Raw genomic sequence first — 15,193 nt, 5'->3', positions numbered from 1 at the left:
CCGCTCGTTCAAGCCCGCCCGACCATTGGTCATGCTCGAACGAAGAGCAAAGGAAAAGGACGCCATGCAAAGCCCTGTTCGAAGCCCTGTGCAAAAGATTGCCTTGTTTCTGCCGTCGCTGCGGGGCGGCGGCGCGGAGCGAGTCATGGTGCTGCTTGCCAATGGCTTCGTCGCGGCCGGTCATGAGGTCGACCTGGTGACCGCCAGCGACGAGAACGTCTACCAGGCGGAAATCGCCCCCGGCATTCGCCATTTCAGCTTGGGCGCCTCCAGGGTCGCCAGCAGTCTGCCTGCGCTGGTGCGCTATCTGAAGCGCGAACGGCCCGCCGCCCTGTTGTCGGCGATGGGCCACGCCAACGTGGTGGCGGTAGCGGCGCGGGTGATGGCCCGCCTCGACTGTCGACTGGTGGTGACCGAGCACACCAACTATTTTGCAGTGACCGCCAGAAACACCGGCTTCAATGCCCGGGTGATGCGGCGGCTGATGCGCCATGCCTATCTGCGAGCCGACGCCGTGGTGGCGGTCTCCCAAGGTGTCGCCGATGACCTGGCCAGAGGCCTGGCGCTGGACCCCTCTCGGATCGAGGTCATCTTCAATCCCATCGTCGACAAGCGGCTGGTGCAGCTCGCCGAGTCGTCGGTGGAGGATATCGGCGAAGTCGGCATCGTCGCGGTGGGACGCTTGATCGAACAGAAGGGTTTCGACGTGCTGCTCGACGCTCTGGCACGCCTGCGTCAGCGCCATGAGCACCGAGAGGTGCGACTGACGATTCTCGGCGAAGGACCGCTGCGAGACACGCTGCTTGACCAGGCGCATCGTCTCGGGGTGGCCGACGCCGTATCGCTGCCCGGGTTCGTCGACAATCCTTTTGTGTATATGCGCAAGGCCCGGGTCTTCGCGTTGTCGTCCTACGCAGAGGGGTTGCCTAGCGTGCTGATCCAGGCGATGGCCTGCGGCACTCCGGTGGTAGCGACTGACTGCCCCTCGGGCCCTCAGGAAATTCTCGAGGGCGGGCGCTGGGGGCGGCTGATTCCCATGGGCGACAGCGAAGCGCTTGCAGACGCGCTCGACGAAGTACTGGCGCGTGACGAGCATCCACCGGTTCACCAGCGCGCCGCCGATTTTGGCGCCGAACTGGCCGTCGAGCGCTACCTTGTTCGCCTGAACAGCGGCGTATCGTCGATGGCGTCGCAGGGCTGAGTTCTGGTGCGCCTGCGCAAGGCTCTGTGCTCGGGCCATCCGCGGCAAATCTCGGCCACCGCCATTTCCGTGGCACCTCTGCGTTTTCCCTGAGCGACTGCGTTGTTGTCGCTTTCTTGCCCATCACAGGATGTGTCTGCCCATGTCTGTGCGCGTACTTCATGTCATCACCGGACTCGGTACCGGTGGCGCGGAGCGAAATCTCTACAATCTGCTGGCCGCAGGCGTCAGTGCCCCGGACGAGGTCGCAGTGATCGCCCTGATGGACGAGGGTAGCTACGGGCCACGTATTCGCGAGCTGGGCATCGAGGTCCATGCCCTTGGCATGCGCCAGGGAATTCCCGCGCCCTGGACCCTGCCTCGTCTGGGTGCTCTGGTGCGACGTTTCGCCCCTGACGTCATTCAGGGCTGGATGTACCACGGCAACCTCATGGCCAGCATGGCGGCTCGCCTGTGCCGCCAGCGGCCGGCGGTGAGCTGGAACGTGCGCCAGTGCCTCTACCAGATCGAGCGCCACAAACCATTGACCCGGTGGGCCATTCGCGCCAACCGACGGCTCTCGGGCGGGCCTGGGGCGATCGTCTTCAACAGTCGCCTGTCTCGGCGGCAACATCGCGACTTCGGCTTCCGCGATGACGCAGCACTGGTCATTCCCAACGGCTTCGATACCGCCGCCGTGGCGCCGGATTCGGCCAGCCGGCAACAGGTGCGGAAGCGTCTGGGGTTCACCGATGAACAACGGGTGGTGGGGCATGTGGCCCGATGCCACCCGATCAAGGATCATCCCAATCTGTTGCGGGCCTGCGTCACCGTCGCCGAACGAATGCCTCTGGCACGCTTTCTGGTGGTCGGTCGTGGCGTCGATTTCGATGCGCCGGAGCTGGCCGGCATCGTGCCGGACGAGTACCGCTCGCGCTTCTTGCTGACGGGTGAGCGAGACGACGTGGGTGAGCTGATGCAGGCGATGGATGTGTTCTGTCAGAGTTCATGGCTCGAGGCCTTCCCCAATGCCCTGGCGGAGGCCATGGCCTGCGAACTGAGCTGTGTGGCGACCGATGTCGGTGACAGCGACTACATCCTCGGTACCAGCGGACGCATCGTGCCACCACGAGATAGCCAGGCCCTCGCCCGGGCCTTGCTGGAAGCCTTGAACGAACCTGCCGACAGGCGCCGGGAACGGGGACGAGAGGCAAGAGAGCGCATCGTGAGCGAGTTCGGACTTGATCAGGTGGTTGAGCAGTATCGGCAGTTGTACCAGCGGATCGGCCTTCCGGCGCAGATCGGTAGCCTGCCGTCTGCACCGTCCTCTGAAGCATCGACCGAAACAGTTTCCGAAACAGCTTCCGAACCAGCTTCTGGACCATCGACTCGACCATGAGTCACGCCACGTGCGCTGAGTGGGAGCGAGTTTACGACAGCGTCCCATCTCCTTAGGCTCTGTCCGAAAAGTCGGCGAGCGAAGGTTAGACAAGGCAAAAATCGGTGAGACAGCGCAGTTTACAGGGTGTAAATGAGCATGTTGATCCGATTTTTAACGCCGTATTACCGAGCGTAGGCACTTTTCAGACAAGCCCTAGCCGGTGGTACCCCGACAAGACCTCCGTAGAGAGAAGCCCCTATGCTCAATGGCCCCTTCGCACCCTGGCCCTGCTTCGATGAAGGCGACGCCGAGGCGGTATCGCGTGTGCTGCTGAGTCAACGCGTCAATTACTGGACCGGCGACGAGGGCCGCGAGTTCGAGCGCGAATTCGCCGCCTGGACAGGCGCCCACCACGCTGTCGCCGTAGCCAACGGCACCCTGGCGCTGGATCTGGCGCTTCATGCCCTGGATATCGGACCAGGGCACGAGGTGATCGTGACCCCCAGGACCTTCCTGGCGTCGGTGTCGGCCATCGTCAATGCGGGCGCTACCCCGGTGTTTGCCGACATCGAGCGTGACTCTCAGAACCTGTCGGTCGCCAGCGTCGAGGAGTGCCTGAGCCCACGCACCCGCGCCATCGTCGCCGTCCATCTGGCGGGCTGGCCCTGTGACATGGATGCCCTCGGTGAACTGGCGCAGACCTTTGGTCTTTCGATCATCGAGGACTGCGCCCAGGCACACGGTGCGCGCTATCGTGGCCGCAGCGTCGGCACCTTCGGTGATGTGGCGGCCTGGTCATTCTGTCAGGACAAGATCATGACCACCGGCGGGGAAGGGGGCATGGTCACCACCGACGACCCTGGGCTGCACCGGCGTATGTGGGCCTACAAGGACCACGGCAAGAGCTGGGAAGCGGTCCATGAGCGGGCCCACCCGCCGGGGTTCCGCTGGCTGCACGACAGTTTCGGTACCAATTGGCGGATGACCGAGATGCAGGCGGTGCTGGGAAGACGCCAGCTCGCGCGCATGGCTCAGTGGAGTCAGCGCCGCCGCGCCAATCTTTACGCCATTCTCGACGCCGCAGATCGCTGTCCGGGACTGCGGGCTCCGCGTCCGCCCGAACACATCGTCCATGCCGGCTACAAGGCCTATGTGTTTGTCCGTCCCGAACGCCTGGCCGAGGGCTGGAGCCGCGACGCCATCATGCAGTGTCTCAATGCCCAGGGGGTGCCCTGTTTCAGTGGCAGCTGCTCCGAGGTCTACCGGGAACGCGCCTTCGACAACACTCCCTGGCGCCCGTCGCGGCCGTTGCCGGTGGCCAGGGAACTGGGAGAGACCAGCCTGATGCTGCTGATCCATCCGACCCTGACCGAGGAACAGATGGACAAGACCTGTCGGGTGCTCGAGGAGGTCATGGCGCGGGCAACGCAGCCTGCACTCTGTCCCGAGTGACGTTGTCGCTGTGGGGCTGTCGACGTCAGTCTGTTGAGCCTGTTGAGCGTGGCCGCGGCTACGCCTCTGGAAAAACCGCAATGGGCAGGGCCTTCGGGTCCTGCCCATTGCGTTTCTGGGGCACCAATTTCGCTGTCTGCCGGGCACCTATTGCGCCTGCACCGCCGCAGCGATTGGCCAGGCGGCAGCGGAAGGAAGGAAGGAAGGGAGGCAAGGCGATGGCCGCTGTGGATGCCCCCAGGCGTAGTGACAAAGGCTAGAGGCGCAGATCCGCCGCGCCCTTGGGCAGCAGATACTTGAGGTCATACAGCACGTGTTCCGGCTTGCCCCAGCCGCGGATTCGCTCGACCCCGATATCACGGAATTCGTGGTGAGCGACGGCGATGATGACGGCGTCGTAGGCGCCGGGTTCCGGTTCATCGACAGGGCGAAGGCCAAAGGCGGCCACCGCCTCGTCACGGTCCACGTGGGGGTCGAGCACGTCCACCGCCACGTTGAACTCGCGCAGCTCGTCGATGATATCGATGACGCGGGTATTGCGCAGGTCCGGGCAGTTCTCCTTGAACGTCAGGCCCATGATCAGTACCCGGGCATCCTGCACATGGATGCGTCGCTTGGCCAGGCACTTGATCAACTGATTGGCCACGTAGGCGCCCATGCCGTCATTGATACGGCGGCCGGACAGGATGACCTCGGGATGGTAGCCAACCTGCTGCGCCTTGTGGGTCAGATAGTAGGGGTCCACACCGATGCAGTGCCCGCCCACCAGGCCAGGACGGAAGGGCAAGAAGTTCCATTTGGTGCCGGCGGCTTCCAGCACCTCTTCGGTGTCGATGCCCAGACGCTCGAAGATGATGGACAGCTCGTTGATCAAGGCGATGTTGACGTCGCGTTGGGTGTTCTCGATGACCTTGGCGGCCTCGGCCACGGTTATCGAGCTGGCCCGGAAGGTGCCGGCGGTGATGACCGAGGCGTAGAGCTCATCGACGAAGTCGGCGCTGGCCGGCGTTGAGCCGGAGGTCACCTTGCGGATGTTGGTGACCCGATGCTCGCGATCACCGGGATTGATGCGCTCCGGGCTGTAGCCGGCGAAGAAGTCGCGGTTGTAGCGCAACCCGGACAGCTTCTCGATGACCGGGATGCACTCGTCTTCGGTGGCGCCGGGGTAGACCGTCGACTCGAAGATCACGATATCACCCTTGGCAATCACCCTGCCCACCGTGGCACTGGCCCCCAGCAACGGTCTCAGGTCGGGATTGTGCTGGGCGTCGATCGGGGTAGGGACCGTGACGATGTAGACATTGGCGTCGGCCAGCCTGGCCGGCTGATAGGTGAAACTCAGCAGCGGCGCCAGGTTCAGCTCGCCTGGTGTCACTTCTCGTGTGGTATCGATACCGTCGTGCAACTGAGCGATACGCTCGGCACTGATATCGAAGCCCAGAGTGGGGTAGCGCTTGCCGAATTCGACCGCCAGCGGCAGGCCGACATAGCCAAGCCCGATGACCGCGATGCGTGCCTTGTCCAGCGTCAGTGAATGTTCCATGGGGGCCTCGTGTCAGCAGAACCTGGGGGATCGGCGCTAGAGTGGCTTTGCCGCAAGCGCAAGGGGGGCGGGGCTGGGGTCTGCGGCGCCAGCGAGTCGTCGTGTCGGTGAGGACGGCTGGGCCATGTGCTGGCGCCAGACAAGATCGGCGATACCCCCAGTGGGGCTGTAACCGGTAGGCGGCAGGCGCAGCAGTTCCCTCACGCGCTCGAGTTCAGCGCTGTCCAGTGCCGAGCGCAGCTGCTCCAGATAGGGGGCCAGTTGCGACCAGGACCAGTAGCCTTCGTTGGCGGTCATGATCCGAGGGTGCTCCGAGGGCTGGTCGTTCTGCCCGATCAGCAACTCCTCGTAGAGCTTTTCGCCGGGACGTAGTTGGGTGAAGACGATGTCGATCTCGCCATGGGGGTTGTCGGCCGTGCGAGGCTCCAGTCCCGACAGCCGAATCATCTGCCTGGCGAGATCGAGAATCTTCACCGGTTGCCCCATGTCCAGCACGAACACGTCTCCCCCCTGGCCCATGGCGCCCGCCTGGATGACCAGTTGCGCCGCCTCCGGGATGGTCATGAAGTAGCGGGTGATCTCGGGATGGGTCACGGTGACCGGGCCACCTTGTTGAATCTGGCGCCGGAACAGGGGAATCACCGAGCCGGAAGAACCCAGCACGTTGCCGAAGCGCACCATGCAGAAGCGGGTAGTCGACGATTGCTCTGCCAGCGCCTGACAGACCAGCTCGGCGAGGCGCTTGCTGGTGCCCATGACGTTGGTGGGGCGCACCGCCTTGTCGCTGGAAATCAGCACAAAGGTCGATACCCCACTGTCGATGGCCGCTCGCGCAGCGGCCAGGGTGCCAAAGGTATTGTTCTTGAGGCTTTCGACCATGTTGTGCTCGACCATGGGCACATGCTTGTAGGCGGCGGCATGGTAGATGGTGTCCACCTTGAAGCCCTGCAGGATGATGCGAAGACGCTTCTGATCCTGGATCGTGCCGAGAAATGGCTTCAGCTCAACAGCAAGGCTCAGGCTGTCCAGGAACCCCAGAAGCTCCTGTTCGATCTGGTACAGCGAGTACTCGCAGCTATCGAAGAGCAGCAGTTGGCGTGGGCGTTGAGCCAGTATCTGTCGGCACAATTCCGACCCGATCGAGCCGCCAGCACCGGTCACCATGACCACCTGGTCGCGGATATTGGCGTCCATCAGATCCTGTCGCGGGGGGACCGGGTCACGGCCCAGCAGTTCTTCGACACTGACGTCACGAATATCTTCGATCTTCGCTCTGCCCTGCACCACATCATCCAGGCGTGGAATGGTCTGGATCGTGATATTGAGGGGTTCCAGTGATGCCACTATCTCCTGGCGACGTCTGCGTCTGGCACTGGGAATAGCGAGCAGGATCTTTTCGATGTTGAGGCGCTCGACCAGCTCCGCAATATGACGAGGAGAGTGGACCTCGAGACCTTCGACATGGGTGCCCTCCATGCCGCGCCAGTCATCGACGAAGGCCACCGGAAGGTAGTCACTTCCCTGACGAAGAGAGGCCACCAGCTTGCAGCCTGCAGAGCCCGCACCATAGATAAGCACCCTGGGCTTGTCCTTCATCAGACGATGCTGGTAGAGGCTTCTCAGCGCAAAACGGGTGCCGCCGGTCAGCAGCAGACTGAGCAGGAAATAGTCGAAAAGGACGCCTGCAGGAAGCGGGGTGAATATCGCGCGGCCAAGCAGGTCAAGCACCAGCGTCGAGGTAGCGACGCCAATGAACAGGGTCACGATAGCGCGGCTTCCGACGTATCTGAGTACAGCGCGATAGAGGCCTAGCTTGATAAAGACGACCAGGGATATCGCCGTGACAAGTACATTCAAGGCGTAGGCGGAAGGGGCGCGCACAAAAGCGCCAAAAAGCCCATTGATAGCCATGGATACGACGAGGCTGGTCTCGATAAGCATGATATCGGCGACGAGCTGAAATATCCTTTTCTTGCGACGAGGGAGTCGCAAGGCGGCTTCGATAAAGTTGCCCATGGTAGGGATCCCCTGCTTGGAAAATCGTCCATATTTTAGGATTTTGTTTGGACGACTGTGCTGTTTCCTCGTTGTCTGGATTGGCTTTGCGACGTGCTATTCCTTTCCTGCATCATATCTGCATTGAAATATTTCACCAGCGTCAAAAAACTCCCATTGGTTGATGGTTTTGATAATTGGTTAACGAGATTTAGAGAAGTCATTTTCATGCGTGAAATTAGTGGTGTGCGTATGATGTGAGGGTATGAAACGAGTCACGTCATGGCGGCGAAATTCTTAGATGTCCAAGGGAAATGTGTTCCTCCTCCATTGAAGTCAATGCAAAGGTGTTGATAATGGCGGGTATGCAGGGGTTTCGTAAGATTTACTGTGCAGGAAGTTAAAAAGTGTGCAGTTGTAGTCTGTTGGTGGGAGGAGAAACGCGGTTGATTGATACGGCAAATATTATTAGAGACTTTGCCGTAGAGCATTAGATATTGACCAGTCGTCGGACTAGTGATGCCCTGTTGGTGTTCGGTTCAGGGCGTCTACAGTACGGCGGTCAAACGTGGCGAGAGTGCCGTGGACGGATCTTGCCAGCACCATGGGAGTAGGGAACAGATGAAGGTGCTTGTTACCGGGATGGCAGGGTTCATCGGCTCGACGCTGGCCGCACGTCTGGCCCGTGACGGGCTTGAGGTGGTCGGTGTGGACAACCTCAATGACTACTACGACGTGTCCTTGAAGAAAGCACGGCTGGCACGTCTCGAAAAGCTGCAGAACGTGCGTTTCGTGCGGCTGGATCTGGCCGATCGCGAGGGTGTCGACCGGCTGTTTGCCGACGAGCGCTTCGATCGTGTCGTGCACCTGGCGGCACAGGCGGGGGTAAGGTACTCCTTGACCCATCCCCACGCCTACGTGGATGCCAATCTGGTGGGGCATCTCAATGTGCTCGAAGGATGCCGGCACCAGCAGGTAGAGCACCTGCTCTATGCCTCGTCCAGCTCTGTCTACGGCATGAATCAGGTGGTGCCCTTCGCCACACGCGACAATGTCGACCATCCTGTCAGCCTCTACGCCGCGACCAAGAAGGCCAACGAGCTGATGGCGCACACCTACTCCCACCTGTATGGACTGCCGACCACCGGACTCAGGTTCTTCACCGTCTATGGCCCCTGGGGGCGACCGGACATGGCGATGTTCCTGTTCACCAAGGCGATCCTCGAAGGTCGTCCGATCGACGTCTACAACCACGGGGAGATGTCGCGGGACTTTACCTATGTGGACGACATCGTCGAGGGCATCGTGCGCTTGCTGGAAGTGGTCCCCAGCGCGGACCCCGACGCCGGCGTGGTCGACGACTCACCGGATCGCAGCAGTGCACCCTACGCGCTTTACAACATCGGACACGGTAGCCCGGTGGGGCTGATGGACTTTATCCACGCCATCGAGGCGGCACTGGGGCGCAAGGCCGAGTACAACTTCCTGCCGATGCAACCGGGCGATGTTCCTCGGACCTGGGCCGACACCACTGCACTGTATCGCGCTACCGGCTATCAGCCGCGCATCGGGGTCGAGGAGGGCGCGGCTCGATTCGTGGACTGGTATCGCTCCTATCATGGCATCGTCGCCTGAGCCATGCGCACGCCGCCGGGTGTGGCAAGGCACTATCGAGGATGGCCGGCGCAGTCCTCGTCGGCGATCCAGGGGCTGGCACTGTTCGTCTTCCTGTCCAGTCTGCTGACGCTACCCTGGGCGTATCGGTTCACCGGAATGCTGCTGGTGTCACTGGCGGCGATGGCGGTGCTGGTGCGGCGCAGCCTTCCCCGGGACGCCGAGTCCCTTGCATGGGTGGCAATGCTGGCGCTTTTCGGTTGTCAGCTGGTGTTGGACGCGGGGCGTAGCGGGCCGCCCCTGGCGCGTTATAGCGTGCCGTCACTGCCCTGGTGGCCCTGGCTTGGGCTGCTTTTGTTATTGGCATGGCGTGCCAGGCCTCCCTCGCTTTACTGGTGGTGGCGTGGGATTACCCTGGGGGCGGTGCTATCCGGGCTGAAGGCGCTGTATGACCGACTGATCGAGGATGAGCGTCGGGCTGGAGATCTGATCAACGCCATTCCCTTTGGTAATCTCAGCCTGGTGCTCGGGGTGCTCAGCCTGGTGTGGTGGCTCGACAACGTCAGTGAAGGGCGGCGCGGCCTGTTCCTCTGGTGGGCGGCGCTGGGAGCGGTGATGGGGCTGCTTGGCTCGCTGCTGTCCGGCACCCGGGGCGGCTGGCTGACCCTGCCGCTGGTGATGCTGGTGCTGGTCCTGCGTCACGGCCGGCGGGCGCGCCTCTATTGGTCGACGCTTACACCCCGCCGGCGCTTCGCCATCCGGATGACCGCCACCCTGGCGATCGGCGTGGCGACCCTGGTGGCACTGCCTCGGCTGTGGGCACTGGCCGAGGATATCGTCCTGCTATGGCGCCAGGGGGCCGTCGACACCAACGCGGGCTTGCGCTGGCATCTGTGGGGCATCTCTGGCGAGGCGTTCGCAGCCAGGCCCCTCTGGGGCTGGGGAGAGGATGGTCTGGTCGCCTGGCTCGAGACACTGGTCGCGGCGGGCCGGCTGCCCGAGGGCATGGCCGGAATCGGGTTCCAGCTTCACAGTGACGTGCTGGACACCGCCGCTCGACGTGGCCTTGCGGGGGTGGCGCTGCTGCTGCTGTTCTATGGGATTCCGTTGGCGAGCTTTGTGCGTCGCCTCGATCATGGCGATGGCCAGTGTCGTGTGCTCGCCCTGTCCGGCGCGCTGATCGTGGTGATGTATGCGGGGTTCGGCCTGACCCAGACGATGTTTCGTGACCCCCATACCTTCAGCGCCTATCTGGTGATGTGCACCGCCTGCTTTGCCCTGCTGAGAACGCGAGGCTGAACTCCCGGGCGCTCGAGGACCGCAGCAGCAGCCGTTGATGCGCAGGCGGAAGAGCGCAGCGTCCAGCCCGCCAGACAGGCACAGTAACAGGCACAGCAAAAAAGCCGCCCGAATCCGGGCGGCTTTTTTTGACGTTTCCCCAGGACCAGGCGTGGCCTGGGGAAGCAACCGTCGCTGGCGCGTCTGCGCCGATGCTCAGGCCTTGGTGTAGGCGGCGGCGGACTTTTCGATGGCCTTGCGGGCGGCCTCGACACCTTCCCAGGATTCCACCTTGACCCACTTGCCCTTCTCGAGATCCTTGTAGTTCTCGAAGAAGTGGGCGATCTGCTGACGCAGCAGCTCGGGCAGATCGGTGACCTCCTGAACATCGTCGTAGAGGCTGGACAGCTTGGGGTGCGGGACGCACACCAGCTTGGCGTCTTCGCCGGCTTCGTCGGTCATGTTGAGGATGCCCACCGGACGGGCGCGGATGACACTGCCGGGTGCGACGGGGTAGGGGGTGACCACCAGGGCATCCAGGGGGTCGCCGTCGTCTGCCAGGGTGTGCGGAATGAAGCCGTAGTTGGCCGGGTAGAACATCGGCGTCGCCATGAAGCGGTCGACGAGCAGGGCACCCATGTCCTTGTCAATTTCGTACTTCACCGGGGCGTGATTGGCGGGAATCTCGATGGCGACGAAGAGGTCGTTGGGGAGTTCCTTGCCGGCGGGGATGTTGTCGAAGTTCATGCTCGCGTCCTTCGTTGGGCGGATGTCCGCCTGGGCGGCGGAAAAAAATCCGTCGGATTATACGAACCCCGTGACGGGATTACCAATATGGTGGGCGTATCTTGACGCGCTGCAACAAGGCGCGCAAGACAACCATGGGACGAGACGGCGGGGTGAGGTGCCACCAAAGCACAGTAAACAAAGCCAAAGGCGACTTGTCAGGCATATCAGGGATTCGGTGTGTATCATACCGCCGGTGAAGGCGTCGGCCCCCTGGCCCACGTCTTGTCGCGTCATCAACGCTGGAGTCACAGGAGGTGATCTTGGCCACCGCACGTCTCGCTCTGAGTTATGGGCAAGCCTTTGTGGCGCCCGAACGCCATCGGCAGCGCAGTTCGATGTCGGTGCGCCTGCCGGATGAGGGCGAGCCCAAGGGCGCCTGCGCGCTGATCAGCGATTCAGCCTCAGGCCATGCCCTGGCCAAGCAGGCGGGAGATCTCAGCGTGCGCGGATTTCTCAACGACTACTACGCGACTCCGGCGCACTGGACCATCAAGGCGTCGGCCCAGCGAGTGATGCGTGCGCTCAACGCCTGGTGTCATGGCATGACCCGCCAGATGGAGGACGGCAGCTATGTGTCGTCGTTGTCGACGGTGGTGTTCAAGGACCGTGGCGCGCACCTCTTTCATGTAGGTGACACCCTGGTGTTTCGGCTTCGGGGAGCCGAGTTCGAGCAGTTGAGCCGCGACCACGTCACCGACCTGGGGGGCTATCGCTACCCGGCCAGGGCGCTGGGCATGGATGTCGGCATCGACATCGACTATTCGGAGTGGCCGCTGAAGCAGGGGGACATCTTTCTGTTCACCACCCAGGGGGTGCGTGGGACCCTGATGCCCTCCGACTATGTGCGGCTGATTCGCGAAGATGCCAGTGACCTGGACGCGGCCTGTGAGCGCCTGGCCGAGGCGGCAAGCTCCAGGGCCCGTGAGCGGGGCTACGGCAGTGACCCCTTCTGCTTTCAACTGGTCCGGGTGGATGAACTGCCTGATGCGTCCAGCGACGCTCCCAGTCGGCTGTACGGGGATCTGCCGATTCCCCCCGAGCTTGCGGTGGGTGACCAGATCGACGGACTGGTGGTGGAAGCGGTGATGTCACGCACCGCCCACTCACGGGTCTACCGGGTGCGCGATGTCGATACCGAGCGGGTCTGTGTGCTCAAGGCGCCAAGCCCTGAGCTGTCGAATCGAAACGCCTACCTGGAGCACTTCCTGCTTCAGCAGTGGGTGGTGGAGAGGGTTCACTCGCCCTTCGTGGTCAGCGTGGTCGAGCCTTCCCGGTCCCGCCGCCATCTCTACTACCTGATGCGTTACGTCGATGGCATGACCTTGAGCGAGTGGGTCGCGCGCTATCCGCGTGCCAGTCTCGGTCAACGACTCGACATCGCGCTGCAGCTGGGCAAGGCGCTGCAGGCGCTGCACCACCGTGACCTGATTCACCAGCAGGTTCATCCAGACAACGTCTTGATCGATGATCAGGGGCGGGTGGTACTGACCGACTTCAGCGCCTGCCATCTGCGCGATGTCGATGGTCACCGGCGATCCCGCCGGCTGGTGGCCCAGGTGGGGCTCAATGAACACAGTGCGCCCGAGTATGCCCTCGATGACGAGGTCGGCCGGCGCAGCGACCAGTACGCCCTGGCGTCCACGGTGTACTGGTTGATCAGCGGACGTCTGCCCTACGCGGTGCCGACCCATCAGCTGCGCAGTCATACCGATCTCGAGCAGTTGAGCTACCGCAGCGTGCGTCATTACCGGCCAGACGTCAGCCTGGAGCTAGACGAGGCCCTGAAGCGCGCCCTGGACCCGCAGCGATCGCTGCGTTTTCGGCGCCTGTCGGAATTTCTCTATAGCGTGCGGCCTGGCCGCCAGCAGGTGTCTGAAGCGCCGAGGCGTTCGGTGCGCGCCTGGAAGGAGCCTGCCAACCTGTGGCAGGCCATTGCCGGGTTGTTGCTGGTGTTGTTGATCCTGTCCTGGTGGCTACGCTAGGGCTTGTCTGAAAAGTGCCTGCACTCGGTAATACGGCGTTAAAAATCGGCTGGTGCGCCAGCCCGGTCAAAATGCTCATTTACACCCCGTAAACTGCGCTGTCTCACCGATTTTTGCCTTGTCTAACCTTCGCTCGTCGACTTTTCGGACAGCGCCTAGGGCTTGCCTGAAAAGTGCTTGCGCTCGTCGACTTATCGGAGAAAGCCTGGGGCTTTGGTGATCCGTGGCGGGGCCAGCCGGTCTTCCTGACACACCCTGCGGCGTCAAACGAAAAGCCCCGAGGCCAGGCCTCGGGGCTTTTTTCATGCTGGCGTCGCGTCGGCTGCGTCTCGGTCGCGGGGCGTGCGTGATGCAGCGCCGGGCCGCAGCGAGCTGTGGCGCGTCTATGCTACAGACTGAGTTACAGGCTGAATTCCGGCAGACGCTTTTCCACCCGCGCGAGCTTGAGGCGCGCCATCTTCGGCAGGCCGTTCTCGAAGGGAGGGAAGTCCTCGCCCTGGATCAGCGGTGCCAGGTAGGCACGGCCGGCGTCGCTGATACCGAAGCCATCCTCGCGGATGTACTCGCGCGGCATGAACTTCTCACGGTTGGCCACATCGGCCAGCGGCGCCGCCTCGATCTCCCAGCGGTAGGGGTTGTCGCTGACGCGCTTGATCGCCGGCATCTGGGCGTTGTGCCCCTCGAGCGCCAGTTCCACCGCCTTGACGCCCACCGCGTAGGCCTGCTCGACGTCGGTCTTGGCGCCAAGGTGGCGCGCGGCGCGCTGCAGGTAGTCGGCAACCGCCCAGTGGTACTTGTAGCCCAGGTCCTGCTTGACCATGCCGGCCAGGGTCGGGGCCACGCCGCCGAGCTGGCGGTGTCCGAAGGCGTCGGTGTTACCCGAGTCGGCGAGGAAGGTGCCGTCCTCGTAGCGTGCGCCCTCGGAAACCACGATCACGCAGTAGCCGTAGTTCTTGACCGCGTATTCCACACGCTCCATCACCTGGCGACGGTCGAAGGGAATCTCGGGGAAGATCACCAGGTGGGGTGGCTCACCCTCGCCCTGGCCGGCCAGGCCACCGGCACCGGCGATCCAGCCGGCGTGGCGACCCATGACCTCGAGCACGAACACCTTGGTGGAGGTGGCGCACATGGAGGCGATGTCCATGGAGGCCTCGAGGGTCGAGGTGGCGATGTACTTGGCCACGCTGCCGAAACCGGGGCTGTTGTCGGTGATCGGCAGGTCGTTGTCCACGGTCTTGGGCACGTGGATGGCGGTCAGCGGGTAGCCCATCTTCTCGGACAGCTGCGAGACCTTTAGGCAGGTGTCGGCGCTGTCGCCGCCGCCGTTGTAGAAGAAGTAGCGGATATCGTGAGCCTTGAACACCTCGATCAGGCGCTCGTACTGGGTGCGATGGCTCTCGATGTCCTTGAGCTTGTAGCGACAGGAACCGAAGGCACCGCCGGGCGTGTGGCGCAGGGCGGCGATGGTGTCATCGGACTCCTGGCTTACGTCGATCAGGTCCTCGGTCAGGGCGCCGATGATACCGTTGTGGCCGGCGTAGACCTTGCCGATGCGATCACTGTTCTGGCGGCAGGTCTCGATGACGCCGCAGGCGCTGGCGTTGATCACGGCGGTGACGCCGCCGGACTGGGCGTAGAAGGCGTTGTGCTGGGCCATGGGGCGTGGGGCTCCTGGTTCTGGATCGTGAATACGGTGAAACGAACAACGTCCCCACGCGGCGTGGCGAAGGGAAAGGATCGGTGGGCGCGTCGCGGTCGGCCAGGCCTTCGTCGGGAAGGGCTTCGCGGACTAAAGCCTTCGCGGACTAAAGCCATCGTGTGGCAAGCCATCGCGTGGCAACCATCGCCGGGACAGCGCCGGAACATGGTCGGCGATTCTAGCCCATCGGCCTGGTGCCTGCATCCGACCGGCATGCCCCGGCGCAGCCGAGCGCCGACGTCGAAGTAAAACAGTGGGCGATCGGCAACAGCGACGA

Annotated in this window: 10 protein-coding genes; 6 read left to right on the top strand and 4 right to left on the bottom strand. The window is 63.0% G+C overall.

Translation table 11 applies throughout. The features are described from left to right. Positions 1–31: 31 nt before the first annotated feature. From NFH98_RS12245 to NFH98_RS12235, 3 genes are all read left to right on the top strand, one after another. The gene (locus tag NFH98_RS12245; protein WP_349622770.1) at positions 32–1,201 is read left to right on the top strand and encodes a glycosyltransferase; all 1,170 of its coding nucleotides are present in this window, start codon (positions 32–34) and stop codon (positions 1,199–1,201) included. Positions 1,202–1,343: 142 nt separating this feature from the next. Further along, on the top strand, positions 1,344–2,579 hold the full coding sequence (locus NFH98_RS12240; protein ID WP_162816465.1) for a glycosyltransferase: 1,236 nt from the start codon (positions 1,344–1,346) through the stop codon (positions 2,577–2,579). A gap of 240 nt (positions 2,580–2,819) precedes the next feature. Then, complete coding sequence (locus NFH98_RS12235) at positions 2,820–4,013, top strand: DegT/DnrJ/EryC1/StrS family aminotransferase (protein ID WP_124803714.1); 1,194 nt, start codon at positions 2,820–2,822, stop codon at positions 4,011–4,013. 256 nt (positions 4,014–4,269) lie between these two features. On the opposite strand, the gene tviB is transcribed toward NFH98_RS12235, so the two are convergent. Both tviB and NFH98_RS12225 read right to left on the bottom strand, forming a co-directional pair. After that, positions 4,270–5,556, bottom strand: a complete 1,287-nt coding sequence (tviB, locus tag NFH98_RS12230) for a Vi polysaccharide biosynthesis UDP-N-acetylglucosamine C-6 dehydrogenase TviB (RefSeq protein WP_349622769.1) — start codon at positions 5,554–5,556, stop codon at positions 4,270–4,272. Between the two features lie 36 nt (positions 5,557–5,592). Next, positions 5,593–7,320 (bottom strand): polysaccharide biosynthesis protein, encoded by a 1,728-nt coding sequence (locus NFH98_RS12225; RefSeq protein WP_502878744.1) that lies wholly within the window; start codon positions 7,318–7,320, stop codon positions 5,593–5,595. 852 nt (positions 7,321–8,172) lie between these two features. On the opposite strand from NFH98_RS12225, the gene NFH98_RS12220 reads away from it, so the two are divergent. Together NFH98_RS12220 and NFH98_RS12215 are read left to right on the top strand one after the other, a co-directional pair. Continuing rightward, a complete protein-coding gene (locus tag NFH98_RS12220) occupies positions 8,173–9,186 on the top strand; it encodes an NAD-dependent epimerase (RefSeq protein ID WP_108132848.1) in 1,014 nt (337 codons plus the stop codon). A 3-nt stretch (positions 9,187–9,189) separates the two neighbouring features. Then, complete coding sequence (locus NFH98_RS12215; RefSeq protein ID WP_349622768.1) at positions 9,190–10,464, top strand: O-antigen ligase family protein; 1,275 nt, start codon at positions 9,190–9,192, stop codon at positions 10,462–10,464. Positions 10,465–10,659: 195 nt separating this feature from the next. Here NFH98_RS12215 and ppa read toward each other — a convergent pair whose 3' ends face one another. Next, positions 10,660–11,190 carry an inorganic diphosphatase gene (ppa, locus tag NFH98_RS12210; RefSeq protein WP_045993354.1) on the bottom strand — a complete coding sequence of 177 codons (531 nt, stop codon included), beginning with the start codon at positions 11,188–11,190 and terminating at the stop codon, positions 10,660–10,662. A 302-nt stretch (positions 11,191–11,492) separates the two neighbouring features. Between ppa and NFH98_RS12205 the strand changes: the two genes are divergently transcribed. Further along, positions 11,493–13,214, top strand: coding sequence for a bifunctional protein-serine/threonine kinase/phosphatase (locus NFH98_RS12205; RefSeq protein ID WP_349622767.1), 1,722 nt, complete (start codon positions 11,493–11,495; stop codon positions 13,212–13,214). Between the two features lie 400 nt (positions 13,215–13,614). Here the strand turns inward: NFH98_RS12205 and NFH98_RS12200 are convergent, their stop codons facing one another. Next, positions 13,615–14,874: a 6-phosphofructokinase gene (locus tag NFH98_RS12200; RefSeq protein ID WP_124803704.1), complete on the bottom strand. Its 1,260-nt coding sequence runs from the start codon at positions 14,872–14,874 to the stop codon at positions 13,615–13,617. Positions 14,875–15,193 lie beyond the last annotated feature (319 nt).

It is taken from the genome of Halomonas sp. H33-56, assembly GCF_040147035.1.
GTDB lineage: Bacteria > Pseudomonadota > Gammaproteobacteria > Pseudomonadales > Halomonadaceae > Halomonas > Halomonas litopenaei.
The sequence above is the reverse complement of the archived record's forward strand: the minus strand, read 5'-3'. Positions and strand labels throughout refer to the sequence as shown.